This is a genomic window from Bartonella sp. AU16XJBT (genome assembly GCF_028618665.1).
In the GTDB taxonomy this organism is placed as follows: domain Bacteria; phylum Pseudomonadota; class Alphaproteobacteria; order Rhizobiales; family Rhizobiaceae; genus Bartonella.
Genome location: NZ_JAQITF010000005.1, coordinates 21,860 through 40,254, shown reverse-complemented (window position 1 = coordinate 40,254; position 18,395 = coordinate 21,860). Strand labels below are relative to the sequence as shown.

The following is an 18,395-nucleotide window of genomic DNA, read 5'->3' as shown; positions in this document are numbered from 1 at the left end:
TCAACCCTTCTCTATAGAGACTTTATATAACATGTTGATTTATAAAAATTAATTGTTTTGTAAGCTGAATAAAAACGCCCAATATCATAAGATTCATTTCAAAACTATTGATAATGAAACTATCAAAACCATTGTCCTACACCTCAAAAGTTGATCAGTTATACGGATAAAAACTCTCAAAAAAAGAAAGAAAAATGCTTTTTATAAATCTTCTCAACGGAAAATCCTGTTGGGGCAACATGAAAAGCTGGCAAATAGAATAATGATATTTGTACATACCTTTTGAAAAAGAGAGGTCTACACACTCTTTTTGGAGAAAGAGAAGATTGGATAGCAAACCAAAATACTCAAATAGCTCTTTCCAATCTTCTCCCTAAAATTAAAAATCATTTGGTTGAATGGTTGACTGTAGCGGATCGTAGTCATTTGATTGTTGGCTGTAAACTGTAGACACACTCCTATTGTTTTGCAATACCACGACGCGTGAACCAACAGGAACACGATCATAAAGATCAATAATATCTTGATTGAGCAAACGGATACACCCGCTTGAAATAGCACGACCAATTGACCAAGATTCATGTGAGCCATGAATACGGAAAAGTGTATCTTTCCCATTTTTGAAAAGATAAAGTGCTCGTGCGCCCAATGGATTATCGGGTCCTGGTGACATTCCTTTCCCCAAATGACCATAACGTTCTGGTTCTCGAGCCATCATGGCGGCAGTAGGAACCCAATTTGGCCACCGACGCTTGCGCTGTACAACCCCTTCACCTTCAAATGCTAGGCCTTCCTTACCGACGCCAATTCCATAGCGTAAAGCCTTTCCATTTTCACCAATAAGGTAAAGAAAACATTCTTGCGTATCGATAACCAACGTTCCAGGTGGATAAGATGTATAATAAATCACTTCTTGTCGCCAAAACTTTGGGTCAATTGTCGCAAGATCAACAGCAGGTAACGGATAAGTTTCATTCGTTACAGGACCGTACAAAGCCTGTATTTCTGGTGGAATGTATCGAGCTTGTTGAAAAGAAGCTGATGACATATCTGACTGATGTGTAGCACATCCAGCCAAAGCTAAAAGTGCTGCAATTAAAAAGGCACAACGCGATAACACTCTTCTATGTTCTCCGATTAATTATTTATACAGATTTGCGTACCATAAAAAACTTAGCACACTATTAACATTAACTCGAAGTTTTCTTAATGATTAAAATAAGGAGAAATTTAAAAGGTAAAAAAGCAGATTATTCGTTGCTGTAGACTTTTTTCTCACTTATCGTAATACAAAGACTATAACTCCTCTGAAAATATGCTATAAAAAAGAAGTTTTATCTTGTCCAGAAAATCAACAGAAAAGAAAGACTCTCATGGGCTTTAAATGTGGTATTGTCGGATTACCTAATGTTGGGAAATCAACTCTTTTTAATGCATTAACAAAAACAGCTACTGCACAGGCTGCCAATTATCCTTTTTGTACCATTGAACCTAATACCGGTGAAGTTGCTGTCCCAGATTTACGAATGGAAAAAATTGCATCGATTGCAGGTTCAAAAGAAATTATTCCTACACGCATTAATTTCGTTGATATTGCGGGGCTTGTCCGAGGTGCTTCAAAAGGCGAAGGTTTAGGGAACAAATTTTTAGCCAATATTCGCGAAGTCGATGCCATTATCCACGTTTTACGCTGTTTTCAAAATGAAGATATTACCCACGTAGAAGGACGTATTGATCCTATTTCTGATGCGACAACAGTTGAAACTGAACTCATGCTGGCAGATCTAGAAAGTCTTGAGAGACGAATCGTACAAATCCGTAAACGAGCAACTGGAAAAGACAAAGAAGCTCTCACAATTCTACCCGTTATGGAAAAAGCATTAAATATCCTACAACAGGGAAATCCTGTCCGGTTATTACTCAAAGATATCTCTTTAGATGAACACCACATTCTGAAGAATTTGAATCTTCTCACTTCCAAGCCTGTGCTTTATGTTTGCAACGTGAGCGAAAATGATACTGCTCATGGAAATAGCTTTACCCAAACAGTTGAAAAAATGGCAACAGAGCAAAATGCGCAAAGCATTATCATTTCTGCTTCTATCGAAGCGGAAATCACACAATTGAGTGAAGCTGAAGCATCAGAATATCTCAATGCTCTAGGACTCTTTGAACCAAGTTTAAATCGCCTTATTCGCGCTGGGTACCATTTACTTGATCTTATTACTTACTTCACCTGCGGACCTAAGGAAACACGAGCATGGACAATTACGCGTGGTACAAAAGCTCCCCAAGCCGCTGGCGTTATTCACTCAGATTTTGAGCGCGGCTTCATTCGTGCCCAAACCATTAGCTACAATGATTATATTGCTCTGGGAGGAGAAAGCGGTGCCAAAGAAGCAGGCAAAGCACGCGATGAAGGAAAAGAATACATTGTGCAAGATGGCGATATCATGTTATTTAAACATAATACTTAAATCTTCATTCTCCTTTAGTATTTTATCTTGAAAATTTTGAATCCATGGAAGATTATTACAAAAACTCCCAAAGTTCTCCTGAAGAAAAAACTGTTGCTACCATAATAATATGGTAGCAACTTCTTTATCCATTAAAGAATGGAAATATAAAATTAGCGTGCCCAATGCCCTTCGTATCTAAATGTTGGTGCGTCCTTTAAAGAATCTTTTGTCGCATTTGTAATAAGTTTCCACTTACCATAATCATTTGTCATCTGGATTGTTTCTGGAGAAACGACCACATAACTCTCCCCTATGCCAAGGAAACCGCCAACAGCAATCACAAACCCTGCAATATTATTTTCACGTAGAATAATATCTTTTACTTCACCAATATTTTCATCTTCTATATTATAGACATCAGCGCCTATAAGGCTGGAAGCAACAAAATCCGTTGCTAAAGGTGTCACATAACGTACAGACTTATCGATCCCTACCTGTACAATACCCGTCGAGGAAATTATTTCAGATTTAGAAGGAACTTCAAAAGACTGAGCATAAGTACTAGAAGCCATCAAAATTGACATAAGAGTAGTAAATGCAATTTTTTTCATTTTAACATCTCCGTTTTTACTTTTCTTTTACTTTACAAAACCTCAATGCATCATAAACAGAATTGTTCCTTATGCTTTTTATACTCTCTACTCTTTCAAAAGCAGTCACTTTATCCTTTTCTCTTTACTTCCTCTTTTGTTTCTTCCTCTAAACCAAACCAAATATGATTTTTTACAATATAAACAAGCCCTGCAAAAATGATTAAAAATAAAATAACACGAAAACCTGTTTTTTTACGAATTTCCATATGAGGATCAGCAGCCCACATCAAAAAAGCAGAAACATCACGCGCGTAATGTTCAACAGTTTGAGGGGTACCATCTTCATAAGTAACGACACCATCACTCAAAGGAGGCGCCATGGTTAAAGAATTACTGGCAATAAAATAAGGATTATACCAATAACCATCCACAATTTCTAACTCCTTTGGCGCTTCCTGATATCCTGTTAAAAGAGCTGTAATATAATCTGGACCCGCTGTATCATAATGAGTCAAGACATCAGTAATTAAAGCAGGAAACGGCAAAGAGGCACCACGTGCACGCGCCATCAATGATAAATCTGGGGGATAGGCACCATTTAAAGCAAATCTTGCTTCTTCTTCCTGCGTAAAGGGAGAAGGAAAATAATCCGTTGCGACCCCAGGACGTTTAAAATTTTTTCCTTCTCGATTAGGACCATCGCGCACTTCATATTGTGCTGCCAAAGCTTTAATCTGTTCTTGATCATACCCGAGAGCTTTTAAATGGCGAAAAGCCACATATTTTAACCCATGGCAGCTGGAACAAACTTGTTTATAAACCTTTAACCCACGCTGCAATTGCGCCTTATCATAAAACCCAAATGGCCCTGAAAAACTCCATTCTTGTTTTTTAGGAATCCGTAAAGGGAAAGAAATAAATTCCTCCCCTTGATCAGAGATATCACTCGCCAAACTCTGAGCAGAAAAGCTCATAGCAATCATAACAATCAGTCCAATAAGAACATTTACCATAGTCTCGTTTTTTTCTGTTTCAGATCTTGCATAATTGAAGAAGGAAGAGAACGACTTTTTTCAAATCTAGGCAAAATCGGCAAAATAACCAAAAAGAATATAAAATAATAAACCGTAGCCAATTGCGTCCATAAAAGAATTCTGTCACTTATTTCTCTTGACCCCAGCCAACCAAGAAAAATGACATCAATAACAAACGCCCAAAAGAAAATTTTATAAACAGGGCGATATCTTGCCGAACATATTTTAGAACGATCTAACCATGGAACAAACATTAACACGAGAATCGAACTGACGAAGAGAACAAAGCCCACAAAAGTTGAAGAAAAAATACCAATATCAAAAGTTATAGCACGCAGCATCGCATAAAAAGGCAAGAAATACCATTCTGGAACCACACGAAGCGGCGCCTTTAAAGGATCAGCTACGCTATAATTTTCGGCTTGCCCCATATAATCGGGCATATAAAACAAAAACCAAGAAAAAAAGATCAGAAAAACAGTAATGGCAAAAATATCTTTGATAAACGCATAAGGCGAAAACGGTATCGTTTCTTTCTCTGATTGTATCGCAAGACCCGTTGGATTTCCTTGCCCCACACAGTGGATCGCCCAAATATGAAGCCCCACAAAAAGAAGCAAAACAAATGATAAAACATAATGGAAAACATAAAAACGATTCAATGTTGGTTGCTCTACGCCATAACCACCAAGAAGTGTCTCATGCAACCATGTCCCCACCAAAGGTATCGTTTTTAAAAGTCCTGCAATCACTGAAGCGGCTGAAATAGACATCATCCCCCAAACAAGCACATAACCAAAAAAAGCAATTGCCATCATGATGATATAAATAAAAATCCCTGTAACCCATACCATCTCTCGCATATTTTTATAAGAACCATAATAAAGTCCGCGCGCCAAATGGATATAAACGGCAATAAAAAAAAATGAAGAGCCTACACTATGCCATGGACGAAAAAGCCATCCAAACTGCCCCTCACGCCGAAATCGTTCACCCGTTTCAAAAGCCAAATGAACATCTGGAACATAATGCATCGCCAAGACAAGACCCGTCAAGAGCTGTGATAAAAGCATAATGGTCAAAATGCCGCCAAATGTATAAAAGTAATTAAGATTACGCGGAACAGGAAAAATCACAAATGCATTATAAAAAAAACGAGGAAGAGGAAAACGCTTATCAAACCAACGGGCAAGAGCGCTTTTAGGACAATAAGGAGGAAACCTTGTCATAACCTTATCCTATTTTGAGCAAAGTATCAGAGAGAAATTGGTAAGGTGGAATAGCTAAATTATAGTTCGCTGGACCTGAGCGCACTCTTCCAGCGGTGTCATAAACAGATCCATGACACGGACACAACCACCCTCCAAACTTACCTGATTGCCCAAGCGTTACACAGCCTAAATGCGTACAAAGATTAATGACAATAAGCCAATTTTCACGCCCTTTGCCTGCTGAACGTGCAAAATCTGTCGCTTCTTTTTCACCTTCAAGATTAGGATTGCGCGCTTGACGATCTTTTAGAAGACTCAAACTCACAGCGCGCGCATCAGCAATTTCTTTTGCCGTACGGTTTCGAATAACAACAGGCTGTCCTCGCCACTTTACCGTTACCGACATCCCCTCTTCAATACCAGAAAGGTCAACCTCAACAGAAGAAGATGCCAAAACAGCCTCATCTGGGCGCAACTGACGGATAAAAGGCCACGTAACAACTCCCATGCCAACTGCTCCTGCAACAGCTGTTACCAAAAACAGAAAATCCCGCCTCGTCTGCTTACCCATTACCTTAACTTCAAAGAGACACTTTTCAAAAACGTCCTTTTATCATACCCTCACCCCTTGTACAATGACGGATCAATCCATTGTCTTAACCCATAAAATATCTTTGTAGAAAACTTATACCATTTGTATGATTGATACAAAAATCTAGTTTAATGATAATTAATCGTTTTACAGAGTGAATAAGAAACCAAAATACCGTAAGTGTCTTGTATTTCAAATCTCTGTTCCTATTCAATCAATCAAAACCCTTCTCTTGCCTGATAAAAATGGATAGAACATGTAAATAAACACTCTTTAAAGAAAAAACTTTCTTGTTATGGTCACATCTCAGTCAAAATGAATGATCCAACCTCATTAAATATCCTACTTTTCACCATAATAAGCCAATTCATTTCATGTATTGCTCAATCAAAGGAAATCATCAATCAAGAGATTTTCTCTTATCTCAAACAAATCTTTATCCGTAACTTTTTCCCTTAAACTTAAAGGTCATACAAACTAAATGTAAAAACATATATTTCTCAAAAAATTTTTTCGAATAAATGACGGCACTTCTTTACAAAGTTGAAAAAAATCATATTACAGAGAACATGACACTTCATATAGCTCTTTTCCAACCTGATATTGCTGGTAATACTGGAACAATTTTACGTCTTAGTGCTTGTTTTGGTTTACATGTGCACATTATTGAACCCGCAGGCTTTAATCTGTCAGATCGTAATCTCAAACGTGCAGGATTGGATTATCTCGAATATGCTTCCTTAGAACGACACATTGATTGGCAACATTTTATAAGCTCCATGAAACACTTTAACCGCCGTCTGTTGCTTTTAAGTACAAAAGCAAAAACATGCTACACGCAGATATGCTATCAAAAAAATGATGTTTTACTTTTTGGTCGTGAATCAGCTGGAGCTCCCGATTATGTTCATGAATCTGCCGATTACACATTGAAAATTCCCATGCAACCACAGGCCCGCTCTCTCAATCTTGCCATGAGTGTAGCCATAACAACAGGGGAAGCCCTGCGCCAAATTGGTTATCATGAAAGAAACTGTAATCTATAAAAACACAACAATTCTATCAAAGCTTTAATAGAATAATCAAAATGTATGAACTCTGGTTCTCAAATAAGGAGAAAAAACTCATCTTTCAAGAATTTTATAAATCTTAAAAGCAGATACTTTTCAACGATACTTTTTGAATAAAGCCTCTAACAATGCATAAGCTATCCTATAAATACAGTTAAAGCGTATAATGCCCGCCATTTCCAATAATCAAGGGCTGATAAAATAAACAGCTATAAAATAAGATGACTAAAAGAAAAATAAAAAGAACTCTTTAATTAAGGTCACTTTATCACAAAGCAGTAAACGCCATTGTATTGCTCATTCATACACTTGATTAAAATAAACGTTTCTTAGTGCTGATTACATCCATTTCATATCACCACCTGTGAATGATTAAATCCCTCTCATAGTAAAAACCATGGAACATTTCCCTCTTTATGCTCATACAAAGAATAAACCGTTATTATTATTCTCTTTGTCTGTTCAAAAAATTTCCCCCTTACTTTAATATGGTTCATAAGAGGCATTCTTCCTCCCTATAATCATTTTTCCTCACACGACCTCCCTTGCTTGTGACGTATAAGGTAATAATTTTGATTGATGTAATATGAACAGATTTGAAATAATCTTACAATATTCGGTACTCTTAATTTCACATGAATAATGACAAATTATTATAAATTAAGTGTCTTAACTTAAAAAATAAAAACAGCCGTGCATTTATAAACAGCCATATTATAAATCAATTTTTTCTAATAATGCATAACGATCCATTAAAAATCCACTTTCAACCCATATCATTTCTAGTTCTTTAAGTTTTTTTCCTAAAAGAATACCTTTTGAAAAACCTTTTTTTATTAAGTCGTTACCATTAATAGGAAAAGTTGGAATCTGCCATTTTTGAACAAGCTGATAAAGTTTGAGATAATCTTCTGTTTTTTGCAAAGAATCCCCTTTTTCTAGGGTCGCGACATGTGATGCAGCGATAGATAAGGATAATTGATCTAAAACCGGCTGTCGTCCATGAAAATAAATCAGTTTTTGCACAAAATGATCAGGACAGTTTTGTTTTATTATTTCTAATTCTGCCCATTCCTTTAATCGTGTGGTTTCCTTATGAGAAAAACGCAAGCGCTGTGCCATTTTATGAAGACGTATAGGATCAGGAGGAAGAAGACTTTCCAGCCGTAAAAATGGATCAACTTTCCAACCAAGTGTCTGTTCTGTTTTCACCAATGCGTGAATTGCATCAATGCCCCATTTTTCTGTTTCAGGAAAAATGAGTGACAAAATTCTGCTTTGTCGCATCCATAAAAGAGCACGTGTTGGGTCTAAAGCCAAAAGAAGCTTTTTCATTTCTGCCCAAATACGCTCAGAAGAAAGTTTTTTTAAACCGTGCTTTAAACGAACACATGCCTTCAATCCTTGCCCATCAGGTCGTCCCGCTCCATACCACGCAAAAAAGCGAAAAAATCGTAAAATACGCAAATAATCTTCGCTAATACGATTTTCTGCAACACCAATAAAACGAACCGTTCGGCTCGCAATATCGCTCAAGCCTCCTACATCATCATAAAGGTTGCCAGCAGCATCACAATAAAGGGCATTTATCGTAAAATCACGCCGTTCAGCATCTTTTTTCCAATCACGACCAAATGCCACTTTTGCATGACGACCATCTGTTTCAATATCACTGCGAAGTGTTGTGACCTCATAAGCACATGAATGCGCAACCACTGTGATTGTACCAAACGCAATCCCTGTAGGAATAGCTTTAAATCCTGCTTCTTCTACACGCGTGATAATCTGTTGCGGTAAGCAAGTTGTCGCAATATCAATATCACTAATAGGCTGCCCTAATAGTTGATTGCGCACCGCTCCCCCCACGATACGCGCCTCTTCCCCCTCTAAAGATAAAACACGAAGAAGTGTTTGGATATCCCTTTGTTGTAACCACGCAACCTGTTTGAAGTTCTGCCTTATATTCACCCTTTAACCTTTCAAAAAAGTTGTCTTCATTGCTTTCAGAAACTCTCTTCATAAAACAAAATTTTTAAGACATCCCTTATAAAACATGCCTCTTTCTTTCAAAGAAATTTTTCTCTTCTATATACGACTTATGAAAAAAACGCCTTATGATGCTTCTTTTCTTCTCATTTTCTGTTACAAACAATAAAATGTCCATTATCATGCAGAGAAAATTACTATTTTTGCGACAAACGCCTTAAGGAAAAAATATGAGTCACCATGATCCAGCATCTAATTCTGTGAAAAAGGTTAATACCAAGCATGAAGCCCAAGTCATTATTGAGGATATTGATGCAGCACACAAAGAATTAGATATTATACAACAAGAAATTGACAAAGTTATTTTTGGGCAAAGTCATGTCATTGAATATGCTTTAACGGCTATTTTTGCTGGTGGTCATGCTCTTCTTGTCGGCGCTCCAGGGCTTGCAAAAACACGTCTTGTGGAAACATTGGGAACCGTTTTAGGGCTTGATGAAAAACGTATCCAATTTACCCCAGACTTAATGCCATCGGACATTATCGGTTCTGAAATTATGGATTCAGATAAAGAGGGAAAACGTTCTTTTCGCTACGTTCAAGGTCCCATTTTTACGCAACTTCTCATGGCCGATGAAATCAATCGTGCCTCTCCACGCACGCAGTCAGCTCTTTTACAGGCTATGCAGGAATATCACGTAACCGTTGCAGGTACTCGTTATGATTTGCCTCAACCTTTTCACGTTCTTGCAACGCAAAATCCTCTCGAACAAGAAGGGACCTATCCACTTCCCGAGGCTCAACTAGATCGCTTTTTGATGCAAATTGATATTGACTATCCTGATCTTACAACAGAGCGACGGATCATTTTAGAAACAACACAAGAAAAAAAATCAAATGCAAAAGCAATTTTATCCGCCCAAAAATTGCAAAAAATTCAAAATATCGTTCGCAAAATGCCTCTTTCAGAAAACGTGATCGAAGCTATTTTAAAAATTGTCCGCTCAGCCCGCCCTGATAAAGACAACAGCCTTGCCAATACTTATGTTTCTTGGGGACCTGGACCGCGCGCATCACAAGCCCTTTCACTTTGTGTTCGCGCTCGTGCTCTTTATTATGGGCGTTTAGCCCCCTCACTTGATGATGTTGAAGCATTAGCCTATCCCGTATTACAACACCGCATGGCCCTTAATTTTTCTGCTCGTGCTGAAGATATAACCGTAAAAGATATTATCAATAACCTTGTGAAAGATGCTCTTTGAATGGCACTTGGCAAAAAAGTTTTACAAAAGCCTCGATTGTCGCTGGCAAAAGAGCTGTATAAGGATACTGGCAAAATGCCATATTTCCTTTTACAAGCACGTCATATTGCCAATACACTGATAACCGGCTGGCATGAGCAACGCAAACGCGGTAATGGAGAAAATTTTTGGCAATTTCGTCCCTATATGGAAGGCGAATCCATTACCCGCATTGATTGGCGCCGCTCAGCGCGTGATGAAAATACGTATCTACGCGAGCACGAATGGCAAATGACACAAACCGTTTGGCTTTGGCCTGATCAGAGCGCATCGATGCATTACTGTTCACGCTTTTCTAAAATCTCTAAAGGCAATCATGCCATCATTCTGACCCTTGCCTTGGCATCACTTCTTGCACGCAGCGGTGAACATATTGCTATTCCCAACTTAATGCCTCCCACAATGACATCCAATGTCGTGGAACGAATAGCCTTTGCTTTAGAAGATTATTCAGATAAAAATTCATTTCCGGATTTCTCAACGATTACACGCTTTTCACATGCCATTATAATGAGTGATTTTCTCGATCATCCTGAAAAAATCATCCAACATTTAAACGTTTTATTGACAAAACAAGTGACAGCTCATTTAATTGAAATCGCTGATCCTGCAGAAGAAAGTTTTCCCTACACAGGTCATACAGAATTTTTTGATCCTGAAACGAAAGAAAAACACATTTTTGGAAAAGCCGAAAATCTTCGTAAGAGCTATTGTAAGCTATATCAAGCACGGCGAAAAGAATTGGTCAATTTTTGCGCACGCCAAGGGTGGTCTTATCACGTGAGTACAACGGATCAACCTTTAACAGAAACCATTTTGCATCTTTCAAATACAATGAGTGACTCTTCATTGCAAAAAAGGAGGGCACTTTGAGTTTTGCTGCTCCCTTTCTGTTACTAGGGCTCTTGTTTCTACCGATCATTTGGTGGCTGTTGCGGATAACCCCTCCATCTCCGCGTCAAGAGCTCTTTCCGCCTTTCCGTTTTTTACCCAAACCAACTCATCAGCAGAAAGAAGCAAAACATACCCCGTGGTGGTTACTCTTGTTGCGTTTAACCATAGCTGCACTTGTTATCATAGCTCTAGCCCGCCCCACTTTGAATCAAAAACCAATTAGCTTTTCTGGATCTCACTCCCTTGCACTCATTATTGATAATGGTTGGGCATCTGTAAAAGAATGGAAAAAACGCATCTCTATTGCTGAAAAACTCCTTGCACAAGCAGAAAAACAGCAAAAAAATATTTATCTTGTTGCAACGGCTGAAAATGATATCTCCAATGTAGAATCCCAACCAGCAAAGATTATAAAGAAGCATTTAATGCATTTGCAACCGCGTCCGTGGCCTGTCAACCGTGTGCATTCCTTAAAAAAACTTAGTAAAATAAACAAAGGAAAACTTCTTGATATTGCTTATTTAAGTGATGGATTACAAACAAATGAAGATAAGCAAACTTTTGCTCTGCTTGAAGAATTAAAACCTAAAAACTTCTTATGGTATTTGGCTGATATTTCCGATTTAACCGGCATAACATCCATAGAAAATAACGATGGAAATATGGTCGCGCGTATTATTCGCTCAACAACACACGGCACAACACCCGCTACGCTGAGTCTTTACGATTCAAACAATCAACTTCTCGGTCAATTTACAAAAAAATTCTCTGAAGGTGAAACAACAGCACTTGTTCCTTTTGATGTCCCCCTTGAACTACGCAATGATATCGCTTGGATAAAAATCAATAACCAAAACCATGCTGCTGCAACTTTTTTAGTAGACAGCCATAACAGAGTGAGCCGTGTTGCTCTTCTCTCCCCCGATACCAATGAAATGGCACAGCCTTTACTTTCTCCATTTTATTATATTATCAAAGCATTACGAGATCATACACAGCTTATAACTTCCACTGGAAGAGAACTTTCAACGGATATTGATCATTTGCTTAAACAAAATCCATCTGTTTTCATTATGGGTGACATGGTTAATATCCCTGAAAAAGCAGAAAAAAAGCTTTCTGATTTTGTGAATAAAGGGGGAACACTCATCCGCTTTGCAGGAGAAAAACTCAGTAGTGCAGAACATTACGACAGTCTCCTTCCAGTACCGCTGCGTCATGGGCAACGTTCCCTTGGAAGTATTATGTCTTGGACGAAACCACAAAAGCTTGCCCCTTTTGCAAAAAATAGTTTTTTCTTTGATCTTCCTTTTCCAGAAGACGTCACTGTCTCGCGCCAAATCCTCGCAGAACCAAACCCAGATCTTTTTGAAAAAACGTGGCTTAGCCTTTCGGATGGAACTCCTCTTATTACCGCAGCAAAACGTGGTAAAGGAACCCTCATTCTCATTCATATTGCCCCTGACCCTACATGGTCTAATCTTCCTCTTTCTGGCTTTTTTGCACAAATGTTGCAAAAATTAATCACATTCGGGGCTTACGAAAACGCAAATCTAACACACAGAGAAAAAAGAACAACGGTACAAAATCCTTGGCGAACTATAGCCGCTGACGGACGATTACAAATACCACCCTCTGATGTTGTTCCACTGGTCTTTGACGCTCAAAATCCACCCCATCCTTCCTATCATACGCCTCCAGGACTTTATGGGGTCAAAAACGATTTTTATGCACTCAATCTCTTAACTGATACATCACGCTTGATAAAACAATCATCATTGCCAACTTCTCTTCATAAGAGCCCTTTATCTTATAATACAAAAGAAAAAAATCTTATCGGTCCTCTTTTAGGATTTGCCCTCTTATTATTTGCCTTTGATAATTTTCTCATTTTATGGATGGGAGGTATTTTTTCTTTTAATAAACGGCGTAATATGTTTCTCCTCCCTCTTATCATTCTAATTGCCCTGTTTTCATATGATCCAAGGCTTCATGCACAAACGACAGAAAACCATCATGATAGTGTAGAGGCCGCTGGTGCAACACATCTTGCCTACGTTATAACTAACAATCATGAAATTGATACAACAAGTAAAAGTGGTCTAGAAGCCTTAAGCCAATTTATCGCAGAGCGCACAATGCTTACTCCCGGCTCTGTTACAGCACTTGATCTCGATAAAGATGAACTCTCCTTTTATCCTCTTATTTACTGGCCCATTGATGTTAAGAGCCCTATACTAACCCCCAAAACCCTTGAAAAAATAAATAACTTTATGAAGCATGGGGGAACCATTTTATTTGACACGCGGGATCAGATAAAGAGCAATCTTAATCTTGAAGGAGATACTACTCCAGAAACGCAAAGATTACGAACCATCTTAAAAGGATTAAACATTCCCTCTATTGAGCCCGCATCAACAGATCATGTTGTTGCGCGTTCTTTTTATATTATGCCAGATTTTCCTGGTCTCTACCGTGGTTCACCTTTATGGGTTGAATCCTCATCAACGAACAAAAAAAATAAAAATTCCCTTGCTAGCGGCGATAATGTAAGTTCCCTGCTTATCACCGCAAATAACTTTGCTGGTGCTTGGGCACTCGATGAAAAAGGGTCATGGAAATATCCCCTTGTTCCCAATGATCCAATGCAACGTCTATGGGCATTTCGTGCAGGACTCAATATTGTCCTTTATGTGCTTACTGGAAACTATAAAGCGGACCAAGTTCATGTTCCAGCGCTCTTAGAACGCTTTAAAAGAGAAAGAAGGCAATGATACCACTGTTCACTTTTCAGCCTTTTTTACCGCTCTTTTGGATTCTACTGTTAAGCGGAATATCCATTCTTTTTGTCGTTGTTGGTCTCGTTACACGGCGTCAAGGGTCTTTATTTCGTCTGATGACATTGAGCGCTCTCATTCTTGCTTTGCTCAATCCAATGATTATCAAAGAACAGCGCGAACCCCTGAAAAGCACAGTAGGTATTGTTATTGATCGCAGCAAAAGCCAAACTTTTGGAGCACGGATAAACGACAGTGATGAAGCGCGCGCGCAATTAATCAAAACATTGGCGCATTATCCACAATTTGAACCACGTTTTATTGAAGCTGGAAAACTTGCTGATAATCAATATGCTCCCTCAACGAAGTTGTTTGATGCTTTAACACAAGCACTTTCTGATGTACCGCCCTCTCGTTATGCAGGAACCATTTTTATCACTGATGGACAAGTGCATGACATTCCAGACCTATCAGATCTTCATCATGAAGCACCTCTGAATGCTTTGATCACAGGGCGTTCGGATGAATTTGATCGTCAAATCAAGTTTATTTCTCCTCCACGCTTTGCTCTTGTCAATAAACCACAAAAGCTCTCCATTTTGGTAGAAGATCAAGGAGCCCCCCAAGAAACAATACCCCAGAAAGCCAATATTACACTTAGCGTTAATGGGCAAGAAGTTGGCCATTATTCTGTAACGCCTGGTATTATTTTTGAAACTGAAATTACCCTTCCCCATGCTGAAAAAAATATTATCCAAGCAACAACTGAACCTTACAAAGGTGAACTAAGCTTTGAAAACAACCGCGCCATAACAACCATTGAAGGAATCAGAGAAAATTTGCGCGTTCTTCTTATTTCAGGGGCCCCTTATAATGGAGAACGGACATGGCGTGATCTTTTAAAAGGTGACTCCAATATTGATCTTGTTCACTTTACGATTTTGCGTCCCCCCACCAAAGCAGATAATACGCCTTTAAGCCAATTATCCTTAGTGGTCTTTCCCACAAGAAAACTCTTTGTTGAAGAGATTAATAACTTTGATCTCATCATCCTTGATGGTTACCAACACTCTTCTGTTCTGCCTTTAATCTATTATGATTATATCGCCCAATACGTACAAAAGGGTGGTGCATTGCTGATGGTAACAGGACCTGAATTCACCCAAAAAAACTCACTTGCGAAAACACCTTTAATAAGCGTTCTACCGGCATTGCCTAATGGAGCTATTCTTGAAAAACCTTTTCGTCCCGCATTAACCAGAGAGGGTGAGCGCCATCCTGTAACAAGGGATCTTGCAACGCTTAACCTTCCAGCTTCTCAATGGGGGCGATGGCTGCGACAAATTGCTATTCAAAATAGTAACAACGGAATTGCTCTCATGAAAGGCGCCGATGAACAACCACTTTTACTTCTTTCCCATGTTGATAAAGGGCGTGTAGGCATGTTGCTTTCCGATGAAAGTTGGCTTTGGGCACGAGGTTTTGAAGGTGGTGGTCCTTATGCGGCTCTTTATCGTCGAATTGCCCATTGGCTCATGAAAGAACCGGAACTTGAGGAAGAAAAATTAAGCGCGACCAGCAGCCATCATCATTTAACAATTCGCCGCCAAACTCTCAAAGATCATCCAGAACCCGCTGAAATAACTTTTCCTTCTGGAAAAAAACAAAAGATCATCCTTACTAAAGAGAAAGAAGGTCTCTTCACCGCAACTGTAGCCACTGATGAAACTGGGATTTTTACTATCAAAAATGGCGATCTAACAATACTGTCTTCTGTAGGAATGCTCGATAATCTTGAATTGTTTGACTTAATTTCAACACAAGAAAAATTAGCCCCCATTATTAAGCACTCTGGTGGCTACATTGGACGGTTACACTCTGAAGGAAAAGTAAACATTCATCTTCCTCCTTTCCAGCTGATTCAATCAAAAATAAACTTGTCATCTTCCCCAGCACATTCAATTATTTTGAAAGAAGCGACAGAAACTCGTTTAATCAATACCTTTTATTTTTCGGTATTTTCTGGTTTTTTGGCACTGCTTATTTGCCTTTTATTGTTAAGCAGCATGTGGTATCGTGAAGGTCGTTAAAGAGTCCTGAAATTTCGTAGAGTAGTTTTAAAATTAAGCTTATATTTTTATATATTGACTTGTTTTTTACAATTAGACAAAACATTAACTTATAATGAGTAATTTATCATTTTTTCATATTGCGTTATTATTCTCAGGAGGATTTTCCTTATTTGTAATCCTTTCCATATTAAATCAATTAAAATCATTCTCTTGCATATCATTAGAAGGGGCGCCATATAGATAAAAACCATTGAAAAAGAGAATGAGATGTCTCTTATGAATCCTCTTAAGGCAAGGATTTTTATAAAATTGGGATCGAATCGTATAATGGTTTTAGTTAGCTCCTTGTATAAAGGTAAAAATGATATTTTGTTTGAGATATTCTTTTGGGAATATTCCTCGTGAGGTGTTTTTGTTTTGCGTAAAAACATCTCCCATAAAAGTGATATATGGCAGTGCAAAACCATAAAAATTTCTGATAAATACAATACATTCTTTTGCATGTTACACTGAGTGATAAGATTTTTTATGATAATGTGTGGTCGTATAAAAGCCGTTTAAAAATCTTGAAACTTTATGACCATCATTTTAAAGTTTATCCCATCATACAAAAGACATATCGGTTGCTAGGAATGATCTGTTGTATTACGCTGTCCTTTTTCATAAAAAAGATAATACAACACCAATTCTCCTCAAAATTTTCTCATATTTTCAACTTTTCATTTTACAATCCTTCTTGCCTTTAAGCACTAACTTACCTTATGTTTATTCTTTAAATCGCCTTTAATACTCTACGAGCTTTTATGTTTTATCTTGCCCATATATCGGATGTACATCTTTCCCCTCTCCCAAAACCTTCCCTTTTTGAACTTTCTGGAAAGCGTCTTACCGGTTATCTGAATTGGCAAAAAAAACGTAAGAGTCAAATGGCAACAAATGTTCTTGAAACTTTAATAGATGCCTTGAACAAAAAAAAGCCTGATCATCTTGTGATCTCTGGTGATCTTGTGAACCTTGCTCTCGATAAGGAATTTGAACAAGCCCGTCGTTGGCTCCTTAACTTGGGACAACCTCAAGATATTTCTTTGACATTTGGCAATCATGATGCCTATGTCCGTGGAGCCTTGCAAAAAGCATGTACTCTCTTTAAACCTTGGATCACAGGTGATGTGCCTCAAAAAAGCGCCTTTCCTTTTCCTTATATGCGCATTCGCGAAGATGTCGCCATCATAGCTGCTTCTTCAGCCATTGCGACACCTCCTTTTCAAGCTTCTGGTTATTTTGGTAAAATGCAAGCGCAAACGTTACCGCACCTTTTAAATGAAGCAGCACAGCGCAACCTTTTTCGTGTCGTCATGATCCATCATCCTCCTTTTCCCAAGGCAACGTCTTGGCATAAAAAATTACGGGATATAAAACGTTTTCTAGACGTTATAAAACGTCACGGTTGCGAACTTATTCTTCACGGACATACTCATTTACCCACTTTAAAATACATTGAAGGACCAATTAAAAAAATCCCTATTGTTGGTGTTCCTTCCGCATCACAAGCTTTTGGTGATAAAAAACCACCCGCAGGCTTTAATTTATTTTCCATTGACCGCTTACAAAAACAATGGCACTGTCAGTTGCAACGTTATAGCATTATCAACCCCCAAAACGAGATCGCCTGTACTGAAACAATTAATCTTTAAATGCTTAAACACTTCCAACGTTACCCAAACAATCTAAAGCGAAAATATTTTTACTTCATATCCCTTTGTAAATCATAATTTTATTGCCCTTCTCTTCTTAACAAGACAAAGTTTACCCTTCTTTTGTCGATAAATCAATTTCTCTCAGAAAAGCTCCATTGGCTTGCCCACTGATGTGACTAACTTTACAAATTCATTGGTTTACGTCCTTCCCATTCTCAAGGACGAAAATTTCTATCCTATCTGATCTATCAATAATCCGGATTCTTTTCGTACGGGTTTCCTCTGCCGATTGTGTATGCGATTTACTTCACAAATTTCTACAAACCTTGCTTTACCCCTCCCACCAAAGCATCTCATACGCAAAATCCTCATACCACTTAATGATATTTTATAGGATAATAGAGAAGCTTATTTAGCTTCTATACCTCAATATCAATGACGATAAAAAGCCCAATAATAACTAAAACATATAATTTCAATAATCCATCCCCTTGTAATTCATAAACAAATGATGTTGATTGATTTATGATAAATAAATTTGAAATGATCCCCTACTTTTATACTCGACAGTTATTATCGTAAATTTGAAGAATTTATGAAAAATAATAGACTCTATTTCAATAATAGACATAGATAATAATGTTTTTTATGTCACGATAAATTATTAATTTTCTATCTATTTTTCCTATAAAGTATTTTATAATTATTG

General features: G+C 38.0%; 13 protein-coding genes. 7 read left to right on the top strand and 6 right to left on the bottom strand.

Annotated features, from left to right (window positions below):
* Nucleotides 1-379 precede the first annotated feature (379 nt).
* Nucleotides 380-1,120 (bottom strand): L,D-transpeptidase, encoded by a 741-nt coding sequence (locus PVV66_RS04295; RefSeq protein WP_273717627.1) that lies wholly within the window; start codon nucleotides 1,118-1,120, stop codon nucleotides 380-382.
* A 253-nt stretch (nucleotides 1,121-1,373) separates the two neighbouring features.
* Here PVV66_RS04295 and ychF point away from each other — a divergent pair, with 253 nt between their 5' ends.
* Nucleotides 1,374-2,477: a redox-regulated ATPase YchF gene (gene ychF, locus PVV66_RS04290; RefSeq protein ID WP_273717628.1), complete on the top strand. Its 1,104-nt coding sequence runs from the start codon at nucleotides 1,374-1,376 to the stop codon at nucleotides 2,475-2,477.
* 152 nt (nucleotides 2,478-2,629) lie between these two features.
* On the opposite strand, the gene PVV66_RS04285 is transcribed toward ychF, so the two are convergent.
* From PVV66_RS04285 to petA, 4 genes are all read right to left on the bottom strand, one after another.
* Nucleotides 2,630-3,070: a PRC-barrel domain-containing protein gene (locus tag PVV66_RS04285; protein ID WP_273717629.1), complete on the bottom strand. Its 441-nt coding sequence runs from the start codon at nucleotides 3,068-3,070 to the stop codon at nucleotides 2,630-2,632.
* Nucleotides 3,071-3,180: 110 nt separating this feature from the next.
* Nucleotides 3,181-4,065 (bottom strand): cytochrome c1, encoded by an 885-nt coding sequence (locus tag PVV66_RS04280; protein ID WP_273717630.1) that lies wholly within the window; start codon nucleotides 4,063-4,065, stop codon nucleotides 3,181-3,183.
* Nucleotides 4,059-5,315, bottom strand: coding sequence for a cytochrome b N-terminal domain-containing protein (locus tag PVV66_RS04275; RefSeq protein WP_273717631.1), 1,257 nt, complete (start codon nucleotides 5,313-5,315; stop codon nucleotides 4,059-4,061). Before PVV66_RS04275 ends, PVV66_RS04280 begins: the two co-directional genes overlap by 7 nt.
* Before the next feature lie 4 nt (nucleotides 5,316-5,319).
* On the bottom strand, nucleotides 5,320-5,868 hold the full coding sequence (petA, locus tag PVV66_RS04270) for a ubiquinol-cytochrome c reductase iron-sulfur subunit (RefSeq protein WP_273717632.1): 549 nt from the start codon (nucleotides 5,866-5,868) through the stop codon (nucleotides 5,320-5,322).
* Between the two features lie 590 nt (nucleotides 5,869-6,458).
* On the opposite strand from petA, the gene PVV66_RS04265 reads away from it, so the two are divergent.
* The gene (locus tag PVV66_RS04265) at nucleotides 6,459-6,935 is read left to right on the top strand and encodes a tRNA (cytidine(34)-2'-O)-methyltransferase (RefSeq protein WP_273717696.1); all 477 of its coding nucleotides are present in this window, start codon (nucleotides 6,459-6,461) and stop codon (nucleotides 6,933-6,935) included.
* Between the two features lie 738 nt (nucleotides 6,936-7,673).
* Here the strand turns inward: PVV66_RS04265 and PVV66_RS04260 are convergent.
* On the bottom strand, nucleotides 7,674-8,927 hold the full coding sequence (locus tag PVV66_RS04260) for a CCA tRNA nucleotidyltransferase (protein ID WP_273717633.1): 1,254 nt from the start codon (nucleotides 8,925-8,927) through the stop codon (nucleotides 7,674-7,676).
* 248 nt (nucleotides 8,928-9,175) lie between these two features.
* On the opposite strand from PVV66_RS04260, the gene PVV66_RS04255 reads away from it, so the two are divergent.
* The 5 genes from PVV66_RS04255 to PVV66_RS04235 all read left to right on the top strand — a co-directional run bounded on the left by PVV66_RS04255 (nucleotide 9,176) and on the right by PVV66_RS04235 (nucleotide 17,683).
* Complete coding sequence (locus PVV66_RS04255) at nucleotides 9,176-10,207, top strand: MoxR family ATPase (protein ID WP_273717634.1); 1,032 nt, start codon at nucleotides 9,176-9,178, stop codon at nucleotides 10,205-10,207.
* On the top strand, nucleotides 10,208-11,119 hold the full coding sequence (locus PVV66_RS04250; RefSeq protein ID WP_273717635.1) for a DUF58 domain-containing protein: 912 nt from the start codon (nucleotides 10,208-10,210) through the stop codon (nucleotides 11,117-11,119). It begins immediately after the preceding gene.
* Nucleotides 11,116-13,914 carry a DUF4159 domain-containing protein gene (locus PVV66_RS04245; protein WP_273717636.1) on the top strand — a complete coding sequence of 933 codons (2,799 nt, stop codon included), beginning with the start codon at nucleotides 11,116-11,118 and terminating at the stop codon, nucleotides 13,912-13,914. The genes PVV66_RS04250 and PVV66_RS04245 overlap by 4 nt, the downstream gene beginning before the upstream one ends.
* The gene (locus PVV66_RS04240) at nucleotides 13,911-16,007 is read left to right on the top strand and encodes a glutamine amidotransferase (RefSeq protein WP_273717637.1); all 2,097 of its coding nucleotides are present in this window, start codon (nucleotides 13,911-13,913) and stop codon (nucleotides 16,005-16,007) included. Before PVV66_RS04245 ends, PVV66_RS04240 begins: the two co-directional genes overlap by 4 nt.
* Nucleotides 16,008-16,792: 785 nt before the next feature.
* Nucleotides 16,793-17,683: a metallophosphoesterase gene (locus tag PVV66_RS04235; RefSeq protein WP_273717638.1), complete on the top strand. Its 891-nt coding sequence runs from the start codon at nucleotides 16,793-16,795 to the stop codon at nucleotides 17,681-17,683.
* Nucleotides 17,684-18,395: the final 712 nt, after the last annotated feature.

Bases quoted from the DNA above. Each gene is read 5' to 3' on its own strand.
- ychF (WP_273717628.1), top strand. From the start codon at position 1,374: ATGGGCTTTAAATGTGGTATTGTCGGATTACCTAATGTTGGGAAATCA.
- PVV66_RS04285 (WP_273717629.1), bottom strand. From the start codon at position 3,070: ATGAAAAAAATTGCATTTACTACTCTTATGTCAATTTTGATGGCTTCT.
- PVV66_RS04280 (WP_273717630.1), bottom strand. From the start codon at position 4,065: ATGGTAAATGTTCTTATTGGACTGATTGTTATGATTGCTATGAGCTTT.
- PVV66_RS04275 (WP_273717631.1), bottom strand. From the start codon at position 5,315: ATGACAAGGTTTCCTCCTTATTGTCCTAAAAGCGCTCTTGCCCGTTGG.
- petA (WP_273717632.1), bottom strand. From the start codon at position 5,868: ATGGGTAAGCAGACGAGGCGGGATTTTCTGTTTTTGGTAACAGCTGTT.
- PVV66_RS04265 (WP_273717696.1), top strand. From the start codon at position 6,459: ATGACACTTCATATAGCTCTTTTCCAACCTGATATTGCTGGTAATACT.
- PVV66_RS04255 (WP_273717634.1), top strand. From the start codon at position 9,176: ATGAGTCACCATGATCCAGCATCTAATTCTGTGAAAAAGGTTAATACC.
- PVV66_RS04250 (WP_273717635.1), top strand. From the start codon at position 10,208: ATGGCACTTGGCAAAAAAGTTTTACAAAAGCCTCGATTGTCGCTGGCA.
- PVV66_RS04240 (WP_273717637.1), top strand. From the start codon at position 13,911: ATGATACCACTGTTCACTTTTCAGCCTTTTTTACCGCTCTTTTGGATT.
- PVV66_RS04235 (WP_273717638.1), top strand. From the start codon at position 16,793: ATGTTTTATCTTGCCCATATATCGGATGTACATCTTTCCCCTCTCCCA.